The following is a 19,737-nucleotide window of genomic DNA, read 5'->3' as shown; positions in this document are numbered from 1 at the left end:
ATTACTCTTTCTTTCTATATTTTGAAATCAGTGTAAAAACTGATTGTAATTTCTTAATTGTTATATCTTAAAAAACGTAAATGAAGTTGTTAAGGTTTAGGAGTTTTGGTTAATGGAATTTAATGTTTTTTAGGGTGTAAAGTAGGGTATAAAAAAAGAGCTCCTGGAAACCAGAAGCTCTTTTTCATAACCCAAAAACTAACTATTACTCTTTCTTTCTATATTTTGAAATCAGTGTAAAACTGATTGTAATTTCTTAATTGTTATATCTTAAAAAACGCAAATGGAGTTGCTTAGGTTTAGGTGTTTTGGTTAATGGAATTTAATGTTTTGCAGTAATAAATTTAGAGTAAAAAAAAAGGAGCCTCCGGAAACCAGAAGCTCTTTTCATAACCCAAAAACTAACTATTACTCTTTCTTTCTATATTTTTAAACCGGTGTAAAACCGATTGTATTTTCTTAACTTATATCAATTTAAACGTCATTTGTTTTTTCTCGTTACACCCTTTTCGTTAACGGTGGTAAACAAGAGTCGTTATTGCAAAAAAAAGAGCTAGAAGAAACTTCTAACTCTTTTTCATAACCCAAAAACTAACTATTACTCTTAATCTTATATATCTTTAACTCATTAATAAATGAGTGATTTGTCTTTTTTTGTTGACACAAATATACATTGAAATCACGTTATGAGTTTAAAGAATTCATTTAACAAAACGTAATGCTAATTAATGAGTGTAAATTTCTTAAAATAAGTGACTTACCTCAGATTTTAATTGAGTCAATGCCACATCAACAGGAGAACTTTCTTGTTGTAGGCTTTGTTCTAGTAAGGTTTTCGCTAGATCAAAACCTGTCGATTTATCGCCCAAAGACTTTGCAACTTGGTTGATAAATGAAATTTCTTCTTCCTTAGCTCCTCTAATCATTTCCCAAAGTTCATTGGATACATAGATTTGTTGAGATAAGTTATGATTGAATTCTTCTTTTATAGTTAATACTAAGGCATGTTGTAACGTTACAACGTCCATAGCTGAATAATCAACTCTATCTAAAAGTTCTCTGTATGAGATCCTTTCAAGAAATAAAGCCAAACGTTCAAAGGCTTGTAATCTCAATGGCAATGTTTGTTCTAGTTGATTACCCTTATATTTTATAGATAGGCTATCATATTCCTTTTGTAAAAACATCTTTACAATAAAATATGCTCCATATAGTACAGCCCCCGCAGGGATTGTCATTTTAAGTAAATCTAAAAAGTCTGTTGTCATCTTTAATAACTTTATTTATTGCATGCAACATTACAAAAAAATAGTCATAAAACCCTTTAAAATGGTTGTTATGACTATTTCTTTGTGTGAATTAGTTGGTTTTACGATAAGCAAAAATTGCCATTAGATTGATTATCATTGCATAGACACCAATGACAAAGAAATTATTTTTTACATCACTCCATGTAGCACCTTTTAATAAAACTCCTCTCATTACCTCAATAAAATATCTTACAGGATTCAAAAGAGTAATTTTTTGTGCCCAATCAGGCATGTTTTCGATAGGAGTAAATAGACCACTAAGTAAAACAAAGATGATCATGAAAAACCAAGCAATAAACATCGCTTGTTGCTGTGTATCTGCTAAAGTTGAAATAAACAGCCCAAGACCTAAAACAACAAACAGATAGATAATGGCAAAACTGTAGACAATAACTAAAGAGCCTACCATAGGGACACTAAAGAATAGTTTTGCGACTAATAGTCCAATAGTGAGCACAAACATACCAATAAGCCAAAAAGGAGTGAGTTTACCTAGTATAAATTCAGCCTTGGATATTGGAGTTACATTTAACTGTTCTATTGTTCCAATTTCTTTTTCTTTTACAATATTCATTGATGTAAGGAACATCCCAATCATACTCACCAAAAGGACCAATAAACCAGGCACCATATAGAATTTGTAATTCAAGGTTTTATTGTACCAATTTTGGTTGGATATATTGAATTGTAAAGGAAGTTGACCTTTTGCAATAGCAGTTTCTTTAATGCCATAACGTTCTCCAATTTCTTCTCTAAAGTCTTGGATAATTGTTTGAGCATAGGATACAGAAACACCTGCAGTCATACCATCAATAGCATCTACTTTGATTGCAATGCTAGTGGGTATTTCATTGACGATATCTTTCTCAAAATCTTTAGGTATTTCAAGGTAAATGCCAACTTCACCTTCCTGTAGACCTTCTCCTAAATTGTCTGTAGAGTGCCTAAAGGAAATAAGATTAAAGTATTTTGATGCCTCATATTTACCTATAAGTTGCTGGGATAGTACACTGTTATCTAAATCTGCAATCTCAATATTAATGTTCTTCACATCAAAAGTTGCAGCAAAAGATAAAACACACAACTGTAGAATTGGCATCATAAAGATTAAAGGAAGCATCCCTTTATCTCTGAAGATTTGTTTAAATTCCTTTTCGAGTAAAAATTTTAATCCACCCATTTTCTTATTTTTTGATTTTTATAATTCATCATAATGGATAAATCATTATTCTAATCTTATCTTAAAACGTTTGGTACTTACTCCCATCAGAACGATAAAGATGCCTATAAGAATGACTGTTTCTTTCCAAATGATAGAAAAACTCGCTCCTTTTAGCATGATAGCTTTTATGATGATATTGAAATAAGTAGCAGGAACTATTCTAGAAATAATTTGAAGAGGCAAAGGCATATTCTCTACAGGAAAAATAAATCCAGATAGAAGCATTGTCGGAAGAAATAAAGCAAATAATGAAATCATTAACGCTAATTGTTGTGTTCTAGCGACTGTCGAAATAAAAATTCCTAATGCCAATACTACCAAACAATACAGACCAATTTCTGCAGCTAATAATAGTGGATTACCTACAATAGGTACATAAAAGATAAATTTACCTAATCCGAGTATTAAAGAGGCATTAGCAAAAGATAATAGGAGATAGGGGAGTACTTTACCTAATAATATAATAGCCGGATGCATTGGCGAGGCTAATAATACTTCCATTGTTCCTGTTTCTATTTCTCTTGTGATGGCAATTGAAGTCATCATCGTACAAACCAACATTAATATGATGGTGATGAGACCCGGAACAAACATATAAGCGGACTTTAATTCCTTATTGTACCTCATTTCAACTTCCGCATTAATTAATGCAGGAATTTTTATCCCTCCTTTTGAAAATGCATTGGTGATTAAATACTCCTGAACTTGAAGTTGTAAAAAACTGCCTATTTGAGTTCCGGTGTTAGGATCTGAGGCATCAGCAATAATTTGAACATTGGCCTGATTTGTCCTCTCCAACTCTTCACTGAATTTTGGAGGAAATACTAAAGTGGCTTTGATCTTTCCTTCTTTAAAAGTCTCATCAATTTCTTTAGTATCGTTTAGGTATTTATCCAATACAAAATAAGGAGTAGATAACACCTTTTCAGTGATTTTTTGACTATGCTCGTCTTTAGCCATATCTAATACAGTAATTTTCACTTGCTTGATTTCAGTTGATATGGCAAAACCAAATAACACAATTTGGACAATTGGAATTCCAAAGAGTATTAGTAAAGTTCTTTTATCTCTAAAGATGTGAAAGAACTCTTTTTTTATAATCCCTTTTAATCTATTCATGTCCATACGATTTGAGCTTATAATTTTCTCCTCGAGCTAATTTGATAAAGACTTCGTCCATATTCTGAGACTTAAATTCAGATTTTAACTCTTTGGTAGATCCATATCCTTCGATTCTACCTTGTACCATGATGGAGATACGGTCACAATATTCTGCTTCATCCATATAATGGGTGGTAACAAAAACGGTGGTTCCATTATCACTTGCTTCATAGATCATTTCCCAGAATTGTCTTCTTGTAATGGGATCAACTCCACCGGTTGGTTCATCTAAGAATACAATTTTTGGTTGGTGAAGTGTAGCTACAGAAAAAGCAATTTTTTGTTTCCATCCCAATGGAACTTCCCTCAGCAACTTATTTTTTACATCAGTCAATTTCAATCGGTCGATCATTTGGTCTCCTCTCTCTTTTAATACCTTTGGGGGTAAACCATAAATACCACCGAAAAAGCGGATGTTTTCTTGCAAAGAAAGATCATCGTACAAGGAGAATTTCTGACTCATATAGCCGATAACTTTCTTAATCTCTTCTTGCTGAGTATAAAGATTAAGCCCGGCAACTTGTGCATCTCCGGAAGTAGGTGTCAAAAGACCTGTAAGCATTTTCATTGCTGTACTTTTACCAGCTCCATTGGCGCCAAGGAAACCAAAAATCTCTCCTTTTTTTACATCAAAAGAGATCTTATTGACAGCAGCAAAATCTCCAAATTTTTTCGTTAAATCTTTGGTCTCAATAATTTTTTCTGCTTCCATCTTACTTATCCTTTTTATTCATTAATCGAATAAAGACATCTTCTGTATTCGATTTGATAATATTGACATCTACCTCCTCAAATTGATTTTCCGTAAGGTAATGAGTAAGTTCTGTCGTATAATCACCCTCTCGTTTGTCGGTATAATGGAGTTTCTCCCCAAAAGGAAAAACACTTTCCATATAGGGGAATTTTCTTAGTGCTTTTAGCAGTTGGTAATTACTTCCTTTTACTTCTATAGCATAAAGTGTTTTATCAAAAGATTCCGCTACATTTTGAGGGGTGTCAATTCCTAATATTTTGCCATTATCCATCAGGGCTACTCGATCACACAAGTCAGCTTCATCCATATATGGAGTTGAAACAACAATAGTAATATTATGTTGATGGAGACCTTTTATGATTTGCCAAAACTCCTTTCTTGATACAGGATCTACACCTGTTGTAGGTTCATCAAGAAATAAAATCTTGGGGTAATGAATAAGTGCTGCACTTAATGCTAATTTTTGCTTCATACCTCCAGAAAGAGCACCTGCTTTTCTATCATTAAAGGGTTCAATTTGTTGATAGATATCCTTTATCAGATCGTAAGACTTTGCTATTGTTGTACCAAACATTGTGGCAAAGAATTCTAAATTCTCCTTGATTGATAAGTCTTCATATAAGGAAAATTTACCAGGCATATAGCCAATATGATTACGGATATAGGCATAGTCTTTATCAGGATCTTTTCCAATTACAGTTGCAGTGCCACTATCAGCAATAAGCAGTGAGGCCAATATTCTAATAAGTGTGGTTTTCCCAGCACCATCAGGTCCAATTAGACCAAATATCTCATTTTCTTTCACATCAAATGAAATACCTTTTAAAGCTTCTACATCACCGTATGACTTCTTAAGGTTTTTTACTTCTACAGCATTCATAACGATCTTATTTAGAAGTTGATTTCAGCCGGCATTCCTATTCTAAATTTTCCATCCTTATTATCAACTCGGACTTTAAAAGCATAAACAAGACTTACCCTTTCTTCTCTTGTCTGTATTGTTTTGGGCGTAAATTCTGCTTTATCAGAGATCCATTCGACAACACCTTGCGTTTGGTTCATATTACCTTCTTGTCCATCTGTTAAAACAGTCACTTTTTGTCCGGTTTTAATCTTCTGAAGTTGGGTAGCACTTGCGTAGGCTTTGACTTTAATGATATCAAGGTCTGCTACCTTGAATAGCGGTCTTCCAGTACCAGTCATTTCACCATTTTCTACATATTTTTGTAAGACAGTACCTGATATTGGAGAGGAAATCGTACATCTTTTAATTCTTTCATTAATCAAATCTACTTTTTTACTTAGAGGCTCATATTGACTAAGCGTAGCTCTATTAGAATCCTGGATCTTTCTTTTGGTTGCTGTTAGCTGCTTTTCATTAATGGTTAAAGCTGCATTAACATCATCTAATTGTTGTTGAGTAGCGGCTTCATTTGCGAATAGTTTTTCTAATCGATCTTTATCGTTAGTTAACTTTTCCTTCTGGGCTTTATATACTTCGATTTGTTCATGATAACTCATCACTCTATCTCCTAAGCTATTAATTTGAGCTAACATTTCTTCTTTTTGTAGATGAAGTAATACTGTATCGATTAACCCAATTTGCTGTTCAATTTTTATCTTCTGTCCTTCATTGACTTCAAATGATTTTAATTGTCCATTTTCTTGAGCAGATACTACGACTTCAACTGCTTCAAAATTTCCATAGGCATCTGACTTCTCATCATTAGAGTTACATGCTGATAAAGAAAATAAGCAGGCTAAACCAAGAATGGTTTTCGATAGTAGGTTTGTATTTTTATCTATATTTTTCATTGTTTTATTCTTTCGGTTTAAAGGAGTCCTTTTGTCATGGCTAAATGATAACGAGTTTGTAATAACTCTAATTCATGATTTGAGAGGTTTAACTTGGCATCCGTTAATTCATTCAAATTTGTAACATATTGAGAAGAAGTGGCAGCACCATTTTCTAATGCACCCTTCGTCCTTTTAGCTCTGTTTTCTTGAATTTTTATGATCTCATGATCTTCAGTGATCATAGTTTCTAGCTGATTAATTCTTGCTTGAATTTGTGAAACCTGAATATTTATATTTTTATTGAATGATTCTAATTCAGCATTAATCACTTCTTTTTGTATTTGAGTAACTTGTCTTTCCTTTTTGTTTTTACCGTAATCAAAAGGAGACCATTGCACTTTAAATCCCACTTGATAGAATACATCACCATCTACCTCAAAAAAGTTATAGGGGTTAGGTGTTCCATATCCTCCAAGTGCAAAAAGACCAACTTTAGGCATTCTCTGAGAGTGAAGAAGATCGCTAGTTGCATCCATTCTCTGTGCTTGTAGAGAGAACATTGTTAGTTCAGGCCTAAGAATTTCATTAGAATTTTCATTTAATATCTCTGGTCTTGTTAATTCAATCTCTTTCCATTCACTTTCCCTTTCTAACCAAATAGATAATACTCTTAAAGCTCCATCTTTTTGAGCCTGAACAGAGAGTAGTTTCTGCTTTGCCTTATGGTACTCTACTTTAAGAGCATCAGTACTATTAGGTAAGGCCGCCCCACCGCTTTGCAAAGCTTCCATTTCTTTGATGCGGTTTTCGATCTCTTTAATAATACCATCCTTTATTAGTATTTCTTGTTCTTGGTAGCTTAACGCTGCAAAATATACTTGAGAGACAGATTCTTTGATCTTAAATTGACTTACAGTGTTCTCTTGCATTTGAACACCGTATTCCGCTTCCTTATCTGCAAGCTTTTTCTTTTTTATACCTCCATCATAAAGGTTATAATCTACAGAGGCATAAGCAGACCATTGGGTATGTGGGATTTCCGGAAAAACTACTGCAGCAGGAGAATTAGGGTCAGAAGGAGAGATGACATCTGAGAAGTATCCAAGTTTACCCTGTAAATTAAACTTGGGTAATTTGTCTTTACTGATACTTTCTATGCCTGCTTGATGCATCCTTTCATAGATTTCTCTTTGAGTTGTAATGGGGTGCTTTTCTACAGCTTCTTTTTCAGCCTGTTCAAATGTAATGATGGTTTGTGCGTCTGTAGTATGCCAACATCCATATAGAATAAGCAAGGGGAGGAGGAGTTTATTTTTTGATCTCATTGGATTATCTATTTCTTATTCCATCTAAAATTATATCAGGTAATATTTCTTTTCTGTCTTCTAAAAACTGCTCATAAGTTTGTTCATCTTCCAGGCCTAATCGAGTTAACATCGGCCTTCCTATAAATGGGAAAATACAACTACCAATGATCATAGACATGATTTGAAAAGGGTCGATAGTTTTAAATCGATCGTCATCACGTAATTGAACTCTCAATACATTGAGACTTTCTTTTATATCTTCAGGTGGGTCAATAGGTATTTTATTCATTCTTAATTCGCCAAGAATAAAAGATACCATATTGGGGTTTTCTTTCATTATATCAATGTATCCTGCAACGAACTTCTTAATTTTTACTTCTAAGTCCTCACCACTCAAAAGATTGATTTTTAAAGGCAATAATGTCTTACGAATCATTTCTGTAAATACTTCCTTAAACAATCCTTCTTTATTCGTAAAGTAGTAATGGAGCAAAGCTTTGTTGACACCGGCTTTATCCGCAATTTCTTGCATCCTTGCTCCACTCTTCCCTTTTTCTTGAAATACTTCTCTCGCTACTTCAAGAATTTTATCTTTTTTATCCATAATTTTCACCATTTGGTTAATTCATTGCTAATTTAACTAATTGGTTAGTTAAAATAAAAATTTTAAGAACTAATAATGATGATTTGATAGTAAATGATCAGGAATTCTTATTTTTAATATAGAATCAATTAATAAAATGATATATGCGCTATAAATTATTTGGTAAGACAGGTTTAAAAGTTTCGGAACTATGTTTAGGTACCATGACTTTTGGGGAAGATTGGGGAACAGGTTCGGATAGAAATACATCTAAAGAAGTGTTTGATACCTTTGTAGAGGCTGGTGGTAATTTCTTTGATACTGCCAACTTTTATACGAATGGAACATCTGAGAAATACCTTGGTGAATTTGTAGGTCAGGAAAGAGATAAGTTTGTTCTTGCAACTAAATATACGCTCATCGAAGATTCCTCACATCCAAATGGAACAGGAAACTCTCGAAGAAATATGATGAGAACTGTTGAAGCATCCCTCAAGCGTTTAAACACCGAATATATTGACATCCTTTGGGTACATATGTGGGATTTTACTACACAACCAGAAGAAGTATTAAGAGCAATGAATGATTTAATCTCTCAGGGGAAAGTATGTTATATAGGAATATCAGATACACCTGCATGGGTGGTTGCAAAAGCAAATACGATTGCAGAATTAAGAGGATGGGAAGCTTTTGCAGGGCTACAAGTAGAGTATTCTTTAATTGCTCGTGATGTGGAAAGGGAATTATTACCTATGGCCAATGATTTTGGTATGACAACAACTAATTGGTCACCTCTTGGAGCTGGATTGTTATCAGGTAAATACAATAAAGAAATAGATAAGGATGGTAGGTTGACGGAAAAAAGTGTAAAGTATAATTCCAAAAATTTATCGATCGCTAAAAAAGTAGTTGAGATAGCAGATAAATTAGGGAAGAGTCCTGCTCAAGTAGCTTTAAATTGGTTGAGAGCACAGAATAAAAATATTATTCCAATTATTGGAGCAAGAAAAACGAATCAAATTATAGACAATATCAAATGTTTGGATTGGCAATTGGATCAGTTAGACCTTGAGTTATTGGATGGAGAATCAGCAATTGATTTAGGTTTTCCTACTAAATTCCTAAAAGAGGCAAACCCAATACAATATGCTTTTGGAGGTTGGTATGATAAAATTGATCAGAGAAAGTAAACTCTTCATTAAACAAAAGAGCGATTTACATTGGTAAATCGCTCTTTTTTCTTTAGAAGTTACGGTAACCGTTTTCTTCAAAAGTAAACCACCAAGATGGTTCAATCAATCTAGTTTTCTTACGCATACGACCATGTAGTATTATAGATTGTTCACCTTCTTTTGAAATAGGCTCAATCTTCTGTGGTTCAATATTTTCTTCAGTTTGAGGATCACAACTTAACATCAATAGAGATACTAAGCTTACTGAAATAATAGTTAGGAACTGTTTCATAGTTAGAATTTATATAGCTAAAAATCAATTAATTTGCTTTGTGATGTAAATATAAAAGAATAGTTCAGGATCTATTTAGGTTAAATCATTTATGATAATAAAACATTTTGCACACTTCTAATACTTATCAAAAAAGCCCGATTATTATTTAAAAAAATAACAATCAGGCTTTCGTTAATATCAGAGATTATCTTCTACCTTTTGGTTTAGGTTTAGGCCTGCCATAACCTGGTCGTTTAGAACCACCACTTGGTTTTCTATGTCTTGCTTGATTCGTTCTAGGTGCACTACCAGCATCCTTCTTTAATTTGAGTTTTTCCAACATAAACTCTTTATCAAGCTCAATAACACCACCTCTTGGTAAGTTGACAATCCTTAGGTCTTCGACAGCTAAGCGGATTAACCTTAAACAAGGAAATCCTACAGAAGCCGTCATTTTTCTTACCTGTCTATTTTTACCTTCATGAATTGTCAGCTCAATAAACGAAGTAGGGATATTTTTTCTAAATCTAACTGGTGGATCTCTTTCCTCTAAATTTTCCGGTTTTTCCACCTTTTTACAGCGGGCAGGTAATGTTTTATATTTTGTTTTGTTGACTGAAATTTCAGTTCCTTTTTCTAATTTTTTTATTGCTTCATCAGTAATATCACCTTCTACTTGAACCAAATAGGTTTTATTGTGTTCAAATTTTGGGTTTAATAATTTGTGATTAAGCATTTTATCATTGGTAATGATCAATAAGCCCTCGCTGTCAAGATCTAAGCGTCCAACAGGGTAGACATCAGATGGAAATTTTCCTAAACTTTTTAATGTTTTTCTACCATCTTGATCTGAAAACTGAGGCAATACTCCGTAAGGTTTATTGACCACAAAATATCTATACTCTGACATAAGTTTTATTTAAATGCAGGAATTCCTGTAATTTCTGCTCCCAAAATTAATAAATGTATGTCATGTGTACCCTCATATGTGATAACAGATTCTAAATTCATCATGTGTCTCATTATAGAAAACTCACCGGAGATACCCATACCTCCGAGAATTTGCCTTGATTCTCTGGCTATTTTTAATGCCATTTCTACGTTATTACGCTTAGCCATAGATATTTGTGCGGTGGTAGCCTTTCCAGCGTTTTTTAATTGGCCTAATCGTAATGCAAGTAGTTGTGCTTTTGTGATTTCTGTTAACATTTCGGAAAGTTTCTTCTGTGTTAATTGAAATCCAGCAATTGGGCGATCAAACTGTTCTCTTTCTAATGAATATTTTAGGGCAGTTTCATAACAATCCATTGCCGCACCAATAGCACCCCATGCAATACCATATCTTGCATTGTCTAGACACATAAGCGGTGCACCTAATCCATCTTTTAATGGGAGAATATTTTCTTTCGGAATCTTTACATCTTCAAAAACCAATTCCCCAGTGATACTAGCTCTTAAAGACCATTTATTGTGAATCTCAGGAGCGGAAAAACCTTCCATACCTTTTTCCACAATGACACCTTTTACTCTTTTATTATTATCTCGGGCCCAGACGATGGCAATATCGGCTTGTGGAGAATTTGTAATCCACATTTTTGCTCCGTTCAAGATATATTCACCATCTTTTTCAGTGAGCTTTGTTTCCATACCTGCAGGGTTAGATCCATGGTTTGGTTCCGTTAAACCGAAGCACCCTAAGATCTCACCTTTAGCTAAACGAGGTAACCATTTATATTTTTGCTCTTCTGATCCAAAAGCCTCAATAGGATACATCACTAATGAGCTTTGTACAGAAGCCATAGACCTCAGTCCAGAATCACCTCTTTCTACTTCTTGCATGATGAGGCCATATGAAATGTAATCTAATCCACCTCCTCCATATGTTTCAGAAATGGCAGGGCCTAAAAGTCCCATTTCTCCAAATTGTTTAATCAAATGGTTTGGAAAAGTAGATTTTTGTGCACATTCTTCAATAATGGGAGAGACATTCGCTTGAATGAATTCTCTTGTGGAAGTCTGAATTAGTAGTTGTTCTTCAGTCAGTAAATCTGAAATAGTATAAAAATCAGTCATGTGTTTATAGGGATTAGTGTTGTTTTAGTAAGTTCTTAAATTATCTGGAATTGTTGAATATTATGATAAAAAATCCAACATTTTTCTGATCAATTTTGTAGCTTCGTGATTCAAACTAAAAAAAGACTTAAGATGGCTTTCGAAGTAGTAGGAAAAGTTGAAAAGATCATGGATACTCAACAAGTATCAGATCGTTTCAAGAAAAGAGAATTTGTACTGTTAATCCAAGATGGAAGTTACCCTCAGTACATTAAATTTCAAGCAACGCAAGATCGTTGTACTTTATTAGACGGATTTAATGAAGGAGATGATATTGCTGTAACATTTGATTTAAAAGGTAGACCTTTCGATAAGGGAGGAGAAACTATATATTTTACAAACTTAGAAGCTTGGAGAATTCAAGCTGCTGCGGCTGCACAGCCACAAGCTGCTCCTCAACAAGCGTATGCTGCACCAACACAGCAAACAACAAATACACCACCACCTCCACCGCCACCAGTAGGAGGCGATGATATTGATGGAGATTTGCCATTCTAGTTTGAAAAACAAAAAAGGTTATGAAATTACTTCATAACCTTTTTTGTTGTGTTTATTTTTTCGCTGCTGCTAAACGGTCAGCTTTAATTTTTTCATAAGTACTATTCTTCAGAGGGAAAGTCTTTTTATAAGTAAGACATTTCCATCCCCATTCTAATGGTCCAAATTTAAAGTACTTCAACCAAACATAGCTATATGCTACTTGGAATGCATATATTAATACTGCAATGGCAAATATTGGAGCTAAGTTAAGGTGACCACCTAAACCGAAACCAACGCCATAGAAAATGACAATACCAATAAATGTATGTGATAAGTAATTGGTGAAAGACATCTTACCTACAGAAGTTAATGGCATAAATAGCTTTTCACCAAAACTTGTATGGTAGATAAGGGATAATAATGACGCATAAGATAAAGCAAGGAATACCTGCCCAACAACCATTACTGCTTTATATCCTAAATCACTTAGTGAACTTGGGAATTGTGCCATAGAGCCACCAATTTGATATCCAATCAAATGTAAAACAGTTCCTATTGCTGCATAAGAGAAGAATACTTTCCAAGAACGCCCTGTAACTGTGAAGAAGTTTTTAGACTGTAAATAAAAACCTAATAGGAAAAGGCCTAATACTTTAAACGGTCTACCAGATGGTAAGAAATCGAACCATCTCCACATAACGTTATGTAAATTTTGCTTGAATGCCGTTAAAACATTTCCACTTTGGAATGCTGCAACAACAGAAGCAGGATCTTGATCTATATAAGTCTTTTTTGCCAATGATTCTTCAGGAGACATCCAACCTGGGGCAATGAAATAAACTACTGCATCAATAGCTAATGGTGCAAGGAACATTAGTCCGATAGACCATTTTAATATTTTATCAGAAGACATGTTTCTGAACTGTATGAAGATAAATGCCATCATACCGTAAAGCATAAGGATATCACCAGACCAGAATAACATATGGATAAAACCGAATAAGATTAAAAATCTTAGACGTCTTTTGTATACTTTTAAGAATGCTTCTTGATTGTCTCTCTGACGGTCGTATTGTAAAAAGAAACCAACTCCAAATAAAATTGAGAAGATACTATAGAATTTAGTATCAATAAAAAAGCTTAATAAGCTATATAAAATATTGTTTTCTTCAAAATATGGTAATGTTTCAAGAGTTGTAAAAGGATTAAACTTAAACAAACTCCAGCTCAATATGTTTGCAAATAAGATTCCTAATATCGCAAAGCCACGTAATGCGTCGATTACTCCGAGCCTTTGTTTGCCAGTAGTTGGTCCTATAGTTTGAGATTTCGTCATGAATGCGTAAGATTAGTAAATTATTAAGTATCTGCGAAAGTCAAAAATGAATAATAGAAAATCGCAATCATTAAATTTATCGGTTACCTTTAAGTATTAGTTACAAGGCATTTGTTAATAAGGCTCTATTGTTAACGAAATTCAAGGATTTAGAATATTTTTTTATGAAATTTAACTGTTTTCTTTACATTTCTATCTGTTTTCTATCAATAACTACCTACGCTCAGGAAACGGAGAAGAAAAATCTAGACACTTCATATTGGACCAATTGGAACTTCGATTATCAATTAAATAACCTTGATTCATTATTTTTTGAGGTCAATACTCGATCATCTGCTTTTGACAGCTATATCGTAGATGGATTAAATATTAATAGAGCACATATAATGGCCGGTTATGCTCATCATCTAACTGAAAAATTATACTTAGGTGCTTCCATACGATCTGTTTTTGAACCTGATTGGAATGTATGGTATTGGCGATTATTCTTACAACATAATGGACAGATTGGTGATGGTTTACTAGATTTTCAGAAAAGGATACAGTATGAATATATTACACCTTTTAAACAGGTAGACACTCCTGGAACGAGAGATAATTACGGAAGGTTTGGCTTTTGGTTGTTATTAGGGAAAGATTTTAATATTGGTAAGCCAAAATTTCGAACAGAGTTTTCTTATGAGTTCTTTATTAATAATGGTGATGATGCTACAGATCAAAGGTTAGTCGATTTATCAAGATTACGATTAGATATGTATTGGTATGCGTCGGATAGAATTAGAATAGGAGCATTTGCTATGCGAAATACTGAGTTTTATTTTGCACCGGCCACTGGGCCAAGTTATGATGCCAACGGAGAGCTTATAAGTGAAGGTAAACCAGAAAGAAATTTAAACAGAATTACACCTGTCTATGGTTTTTCTTTTAAATATAGTATCCGACATAAGGAAGAATGTAATTGTCCCGGTGAAAAGAGAAGAAAAAGGAAATAAAAAAGGTAGGATGTTATTCCTACCTTATCACAAACAGTTGTTTTATTATCTTAAAGCTCTGCCATAGACCATATTTTTACGTTGGATTCTGTGCATATCTTTTTTCGATAAAGTGAAAATACCTTTTTGTAATGCTTTCGCATAGTAGCCATAAGCTTTTGTAATTTCACCTTTTCTTAAGTGATAATCACCTAGTAACTCATAGGCTTCAGCATTATCACTGATGTTTAAGGATGCATCTAACCATTCTTTAGCTAATTCTAAATCGGCATTCCAATTAATTGAGTATTGTGCTGCTTTGTTGAGTGTTTCCCAATCATTATTTTCAGCACTGTTTACCATCTTAATTAGTAATGACATTTTTTCTTCAGTAGGAGCTTCCTCTAAAGAAGTAGGTACAGCAAATGATGATAATAAAACGATTAATGACACTAGTACAGTTGAGATTACAGTTTTCATTTTTGAGTAAGGTTAAGTGAGATAGTAATTAATTTGACACACTAACTATAATTCGATAAATATGCCATAATTTTACAATACATTGACTATCAAATGATTATAATTATATGTTGTTATAAAATAATTGTAAATAATGTTCGAAAACGATCGCTTTGTTCGAGATTGTTCGTATTTTTACTAAGGTTACTCCATTTTTTTAGAAATAGTTATTACATCAAAAAAGATATAAAATGCATAAAGTGACTAAGGCAGCTTCAACGGCCTTATTATTAGTAATTATTGTTGTTTGTCTGATTTACCTGAAAAGTATTTTAGTACCCTTAATACTTGCTGCAATTTTCTATTTAATTGTAGTGGAAGTAAGAACAATGATCAGTGGAATGATTAGTTTGAAAGAACATAAACTTCCAATTTGGCTACAAAATCTCATGGCATCACTTACCATCTTTGGGATTTTATTTGTTGTGGTTAAAATTATGAGTGTAAGTATTCAAAACCTTTCAGAATCTATGTCACATTATGACGGTAACTTACAGTTAATGGAAGATAAGCTAAATGCACTTTTTGATATTAATATCACCAACTCATTAAATAAGATGGTGGGTGATACCAATTTTACAAGTCTACTAAGAACAGTACTATCTTCTGTTACAGGTTTATTTGGCAATGCATTTACGATACTTCTATACATTGTTTTCTTACTGTTAGAAGAGAGTGGATTTGGTGATAAACTTAAAGCAATGTATCCTAAAGATTCAGATTATGTTCAAGTAATGAAATTGCTTACTAGAGTGAGCAACTTAGTGAGTAGTTATCTAACACTGAAAACATTTGTAAGTCTAATTACAGGTATATTAAGTTATCTGGTACTTGTTTTCGTTGGAATTGATGCACCCTTCTTCTGGGCTGCTATTATTTTCATATTAAATTACATTCCTACCATTGGTTCTTTAATTGCGACTTTATTTCCTGCTTTCTTTATCATTATTCAAACAGCAGAACCAACCTTGGGTTTGGTAGTACTTCTTGCCGTTGGTGCGATTCAATTGATAGTAGGTAATTTTGTTGAACCAAAACTGATGGGAAATTCTCTAAATGTATCTAGTTTAGTGGTACTAATAGCTTTAGCTTTTTGGGGAACTATATGGGGAGTAATTGGGATGATCCTTTCTGTTCCTATTACAGTATTGATGATCATTATTTTTGGGGAGTTTGAGTCTACCAGAAGAATTGCCATCCTATTATCAGAGACTGGAAATATAGGAGCCCCTCAAATACGAACTAATTTAGACGATGATTTCTTCTTTGATGAAACCGTTCAGAATTAAAATAAAAAAGTCTTAGAGGTAAATCACTTCTAAGACTTTTCTATTTATAGCATTTAGATTCTTTCCTTTATCTGTTCTAAATGTCTATTTGTATGATAAATGATAAAATAAATCCAATCAGATATCGTCATTTCACCCAAAACAAAATGTTTATGTATCCTTTGATCAATAAGGAACCTCTCATTTATGATATCATCTACCATAGCATTTCTAAAAGCAAGAAACTCCTTTTTAAAAGAGTCTACATCTTTGTATATGCCTTTTGGTACAAATGAATCAGGAGACTTCACCTTATTCGCTCTTTTATTAATTAGAATATGTTCTAATTTACCTTTTCCCGCTATCTCATCAGACTCGGCAATCAAATCAGTGGGTTTAGAAAGCATTTTATAAATACCTCTATCGGTGATATAGATATGTTCAAGGATTTCTAAAATACTCCACTCTTGATCCTTAGTTGGTTTTTCATTAGATAAATCTAGATTTTCTAGAAATGTAACCAAATGGTTAGTATTATCTTGTATTTGTTCAATATGAGAATTCATTTAATTTATTGGCTTGCTAACATCATCAAATAAGCACAAAGCATTGCTCCATATGTACCTAATGCATATCCTAAAACAGCAAGTAATACACCTACTGGTGCTAAAGAAGGGTGGAAAGCAGAGGCAATAACTGGAGCCGAAGCAGCACCACCAACATTTGCTTTACTACCTACTGCCAAGAAGAAAAATGGTGCTTTAATAATTTTGGCTGTAATGATCATGATTATCACATGAATGGCCATCCAAACACCACCTACTGCTAATAAACCTGGGTTATCCATAGTTTTAGTAACATCCATCTTCATACCAATGGTAGCTACTAATATGTAAATACAAACACTTCCAAATTTAGAAGCACCGTAACCTTCCAAATCTCGAGCTTTAGTAAAACTCAAAATCACACCAATTGTAGTAGCAAGTAATACTAACCAGAAAAATTTACTACTTAGCACACTAGTACTTGGGTCTTCCACAATGGATGAAATATACCCACTTAATAGCTGAGCCAATAAATGTGACAAACCAACGATACCGAAAGCAACTCCTAATACGATCATTAAATCTTTTAGAGTAGGCTCTTTACTTACTTTCTTTTGGAAAGCAGTCATTTTCTCTTTTAATTCTTCAATAGCACTTACATCGGCTTTTAACCATTTATCAATTTGTTTGGTTTTACCAATACCCATTAATAGAATGGCCATCCAGATATTAGCAACAATAATATCTACGGCGACAATACCAGAATAGAGAGATTGATCATATTGATAGATTTCCAACATAGCTGCTTGGTTGGCACCTCCACCAATCCAACTACCTGCCAGAGTGGCAAGACCCCTCCATGCTTCTTGAAATCCAACCCCATTGAAAGTTTCAGGGGAAATTGCAGATACGATTAATATCGCTAGTGGTCCTCCCAAAATAATCCCAACAGTTCCAGATAAGAACATAATGATACTCTTAGAACCTAAGTTCACTATGCCTTTCATATCAACACTAATCGTCATTAATATCAAACTGGCAGGTAAAAGATAATTCTTAGCCATTGTATATAAATTAGAATGATCAGCTGAAATTAAATTGAATGTGCTCATCAAAGAAGGAATGAGGTAACACATCAATAGGGGAGGGAATATTTTATAGAATTTTGACCAAAAAGAATTCTTTAAGGATGAGGTATAAAATACGAATGCTAATGAGGCCATAAGTAGACCAAAAACTATTGCATCGTTCGTAATAACTGGCATTATATATATGTTTATGGTATGATTTTAATCCAAGTTACAAGAATAGGAAAATTTCTTTAATTTTAATTAATCAAAAATCTCAGAATATTTAAACTTATTTGAAACATTACTATTGGGGATGTCGTATTAATAGAATACATTTGTGAATGAACATTCATTCATGTAAAATTTAAGATTTATTTTTATATAGATCGGAGAAATAATGAAACATAAAAGAATACTATTATCCTATTTAACTTTGCTATTGAGTTTACTGGTTCAACAATCATTTGCTCAAGAGTTGACTAGAAAAGATCTTGTAGAAAAAGCACTGGATCATTCGCACTTACTTAAAATTAAAGAAAACGAGATTAAATCAACAGAATATGATAAGCAAAGAGCTTTATACACTTATATTCCAAAGGTAGGGGTAAAAGGTGGCTATGCTTACCTACTGAATGATATTAATATCTCAAGAGATATGTCTGCAGAGAAGAATAGTCTTATCTCAGGTATCGAACACAGTAAAGAACAATCGCTAGCAAATTTGGCAAATTCTGGGTTGCCACCTACTATGATTGGTATTGGAACTCCAATGATAGAAGGGATCTACAATAACATTGGTAATATGGTAATGCAGGTACCCGACCAACCAACATTAAGCCTAAAAGATCAAAATTTATGGTTTTATGATGCTTATGTAGAAATGGTCATCTTCTCAGGTTTGCAGGCTCCAAATTATGCCAAAGCAGCAGAAGCGAAAGCCAATGCTCAAAGAGCCATGCTGCAAAAGGATGAAAATGAAATCATTACGGAAACTGTCGGATATTACGATAAGTTAGCTGTGATAGCACAATCTTTAGTTGTACTAGAAGAGAGTCAGAAAAGGTTAGACAAGCAAAAGCAATTTGCAGAAAAAGCGAAAGAAGTTGGTTTAGCTACAGACTACGATCTGAATAAAATTAGAATTGCTGAAAAAGATATTGTTGCCAAAAGAATAGAATTGAATGCAAGTAGAAATCTAGTAGTTCAAAAATTACAGCAATTAACGGGTTTATCGAAAGAAGAATTAATTACAATATCACCTCAACTTGAAGTATGGTGGGTAGATCAAAACGAAATCAATTTAGGTAATAGAGCAGAAATTAAAGCAATTGACTTTTCTGTTGAAGCACTTGAAAGAAAACATAAAGCTGAACAGTATAGTGCCTTACCTAAGGCAAAAGCTTTTGCTCATGTTATGCAAGGTGGTTCTAGTTTAACAAGTGTAGATCCAATTCCATTTGTTGGTGTAGGTATGCAGTGGGAAATCTTTGATGGTTTGCAACGAAAAAGAGAAGTACAAAAATCGGAATTGGCCATTTCGTCAATGAGAGAAAAGAAAGCTTATGCTGAGGAGTTGGTTTCTCTAGATTTTGAAAAGAAAAAAATGGAATGGGAAGTTGCTACTCAAATGGTAGATGTAGCAAAACAAAAATTGGATGGAGCTGAGACTGGATTGAAAATTCGATCACAAGAATTAAAAAATGGTCTAGCTGATGTTAATGACATCTTGGAGGAAATCTCAGATTATGAAAAACTTCAATTAGAATACATTCAATCAGTAGCAGATCAACGCACATCTGCAATAGCATTATTAGATGCTATGGGAGTTTTAAACGTAGAACACATTCAAAAATAGA

The 19,737-nt window shown here is 33.4% G+C and carries 20 protein-coding genes; 5 read left to right on the top strand and 15 right to left on the bottom strand.

Annotation, left to right across the window (positions count from 1 at the left end):
* Positions 1-743: 743 nt before the first annotated feature.
* From QL232_RS04460 to QL232_RS04425, 8 genes are all read right to left on the bottom strand, one after another.
* A complete protein-coding gene (locus QL232_RS04460; protein ID WP_281613268.1) occupies positions 744-1,268 on the bottom strand; it encodes a hypothetical protein in 525 nt (174 codons plus the stop codon).
* A gap of 91 nt (positions 1,269-1,359) precedes the next feature.
* Complete coding sequence (locus QL232_RS04455) at positions 1,360-2,490, bottom strand: ABC transporter permease (protein WP_281613267.1); 1,131 nt, start codon at positions 2,488-2,490, stop codon at positions 1,360-1,362.
* 45 nt (positions 2,491-2,535) lie between these two features.
* A complete protein-coding gene (locus tag QL232_RS04450; protein WP_281613266.1) occupies positions 2,536-3,651 on the bottom strand; it encodes an ABC transporter permease in 1,116 nt (371 codons plus the stop codon).
* Positions 3,644-4,405: an ABC transporter ATP-binding protein gene (locus tag QL232_RS04445; protein ID WP_281613265.1), complete on the bottom strand. Its 762-nt coding sequence runs from the start codon at positions 4,403-4,405 to the stop codon at positions 3,644-3,646. The genes QL232_RS04450 and QL232_RS04445 overlap by 8 nt, the downstream gene beginning before the upstream one ends.
* A 1-nt stretch (position 4,406) precedes the next feature.
* Positions 4,407-5,327: an ABC transporter ATP-binding protein gene (locus QL232_RS04440; protein WP_281613264.1), complete on the bottom strand. Its 921-nt coding sequence runs from the start codon at positions 5,325-5,327 to the stop codon at positions 4,407-4,409.
* A gap of 11 nt (positions 5,328-5,338) precedes the next feature.
* Positions 5,339-6,262, bottom strand: coding sequence for an HlyD family efflux transporter periplasmic adaptor subunit (locus QL232_RS04435; RefSeq protein WP_281613263.1), 924 nt, complete (start codon positions 6,260-6,262; stop codon positions 5,339-5,341).
* Between the two features lie 17 nt (positions 6,263-6,279).
* A complete protein-coding gene (locus QL232_RS04430) occupies positions 6,280-7,569 on the bottom strand; it encodes a TolC family protein (protein ID WP_281613262.1) in 1,290 nt (429 codons plus the stop codon).
* A gap of 4 nt (positions 7,570-7,573) precedes the next feature.
* A complete protein-coding gene (locus QL232_RS04425; protein ID WP_281613261.1) occupies positions 7,574-8,155 on the bottom strand; it encodes a TetR/AcrR family transcriptional regulator in 582 nt (193 codons plus the stop codon).
* Between the two features lie 143 nt (positions 8,156-8,298).
* Between QL232_RS04425 and QL232_RS04420 the strand changes: the two genes are divergently transcribed.
* On the top strand, positions 8,299-9,324 hold the full coding sequence (locus QL232_RS04420) for an aldo/keto reductase (protein ID WP_281613260.1): 1,026 nt from the start codon (positions 8,299-8,301) through the stop codon (positions 9,322-9,324).
* Positions 9,325-9,376: 52 nt separating this feature from the next.
* Here QL232_RS04420 and QL232_RS04415 read toward each other — a convergent pair whose 3' ends face one another.
* From QL232_RS04415 to QL232_RS04405, 3 genes are all read right to left on the bottom strand, one after another.
* Positions 9,377-9,598 (bottom strand): hypothetical protein, encoded by a 222-nt coding sequence (locus QL232_RS04415; RefSeq protein ID WP_281613259.1) that lies wholly within the window; start codon positions 9,596-9,598, stop codon positions 9,377-9,379.
* A gap of 187 nt (positions 9,599-9,785) precedes the next feature.
* Positions 9,786-10,490: a pseudouridine synthase gene (locus QL232_RS04410; protein WP_281613258.1), complete on the bottom strand. Its 705-nt coding sequence runs from the start codon at positions 10,488-10,490 to the stop codon at positions 9,786-9,788.
* 5 nt (positions 10,491-10,495) lie between these two features.
* On the bottom strand, positions 10,496-11,653 hold the full coding sequence (locus QL232_RS04405; protein WP_281613257.1) for an acyl-CoA dehydrogenase family protein: 1,158 nt from the start codon (positions 11,651-11,653) through the stop codon (positions 10,496-10,498).
* A gap of 132 nt (positions 11,654-11,785) precedes the next feature.
* On the opposite strand from QL232_RS04405, the gene QL232_RS04400 reads away from it, so the two are divergent.
* Positions 11,786-12,190: a DUF3127 domain-containing protein gene (locus QL232_RS04400; RefSeq protein ID WP_168882755.1), complete on the top strand. Its 405-nt coding sequence runs from the start codon at positions 11,786-11,788 to the stop codon at positions 12,188-12,190.
* A 52-nt stretch (positions 12,191-12,242) separates the two neighbouring features.
* On the opposite strand, the gene QL232_RS04395 is transcribed toward QL232_RS04400, so the two are convergent.
* Positions 12,243-13,508 (bottom strand): DUF418 domain-containing protein, encoded by a 1,266-nt coding sequence (locus tag QL232_RS04395; RefSeq protein WP_281613256.1) that lies wholly within the window; start codon positions 13,506-13,508, stop codon positions 12,243-12,245.
* Positions 13,509-13,672: 164 nt separating this feature from the next.
* On the opposite strand from QL232_RS04395, the gene QL232_RS04390 reads away from it, so the two are divergent.
* The gene (locus tag QL232_RS04390) at positions 13,673-14,500 is read left to right on the top strand and encodes a hypothetical protein (protein ID WP_281613255.1); all 828 of its coding nucleotides are present in this window, start codon (positions 13,673-13,675) and stop codon (positions 14,498-14,500) included.
* Positions 14,501-14,545: 45 nt separating this feature from the next.
* Here the strand turns inward: QL232_RS04390 and QL232_RS04385 are convergent, their stop codons facing one another.
* Entirely contained in the window at positions 14,546-14,959 is a 414-nt protein-coding gene (locus tag QL232_RS04385) for a hypothetical protein (protein ID WP_168882752.1), read from the bottom strand.
* 230 nt (positions 14,960-15,189) lie between these two features.
* On the opposite strand from QL232_RS04385, the gene QL232_RS04380 reads away from it, so the two are divergent.
* The gene (locus tag QL232_RS04380; RefSeq protein WP_281613254.1) at positions 15,190-16,287 is read left to right on the top strand and encodes an AI-2E family transporter; all 1,098 of its coding nucleotides are present in this window, start codon (positions 15,190-15,192) and stop codon (positions 16,285-16,287) included.
* A 53-nt stretch (positions 16,288-16,340) separates the two neighbouring features.
* On the opposite strand, the gene QL232_RS04375 is transcribed toward QL232_RS04380, so the two are convergent.
* On the bottom strand, positions 16,341-16,832 hold the full coding sequence (locus QL232_RS04375) for a DinB family protein (RefSeq protein ID WP_281613253.1): 492 nt from the start codon (positions 16,830-16,832) through the stop codon (positions 16,341-16,343).
* A gap of 5 nt (positions 16,833-16,837) precedes the next feature.
* The gene (locus QL232_RS04370) at positions 16,838-18,034 is read right to left on the bottom strand and encodes a DUF819 family protein (RefSeq protein ID WP_348646717.1); all 1,197 of its coding nucleotides are present in this window, start codon (positions 18,032-18,034) and stop codon (positions 16,838-16,840) included.
* Positions 18,035-18,278: 244 nt separating this feature from the next.
* Here QL232_RS04370 and QL232_RS04365 point away from each other — a divergent pair, with 244 nt between their 5' ends.
* Complete coding sequence (locus tag QL232_RS04365; protein ID WP_281613251.1) at positions 18,279-19,736, top strand: TolC family protein; 1,458 nt, start codon at positions 18,279-18,281, stop codon at positions 19,734-19,736.
* Position 19,737: the final 1 nt, after the last annotated feature.

The sequence above is a fragment of the Flammeovirga sp. SubArs3 genome (assembly GCF_947387565.1).
Classification (GTDB): Bacteria; Bacteroidota; Bacteroidia; order Cytophagales; family Flammeovirgaceae; genus Flammeovirga; species Flammeovirga agarivorans.
This window is presented reverse-complemented; position numbering and strand designations above follow the sequence as displayed.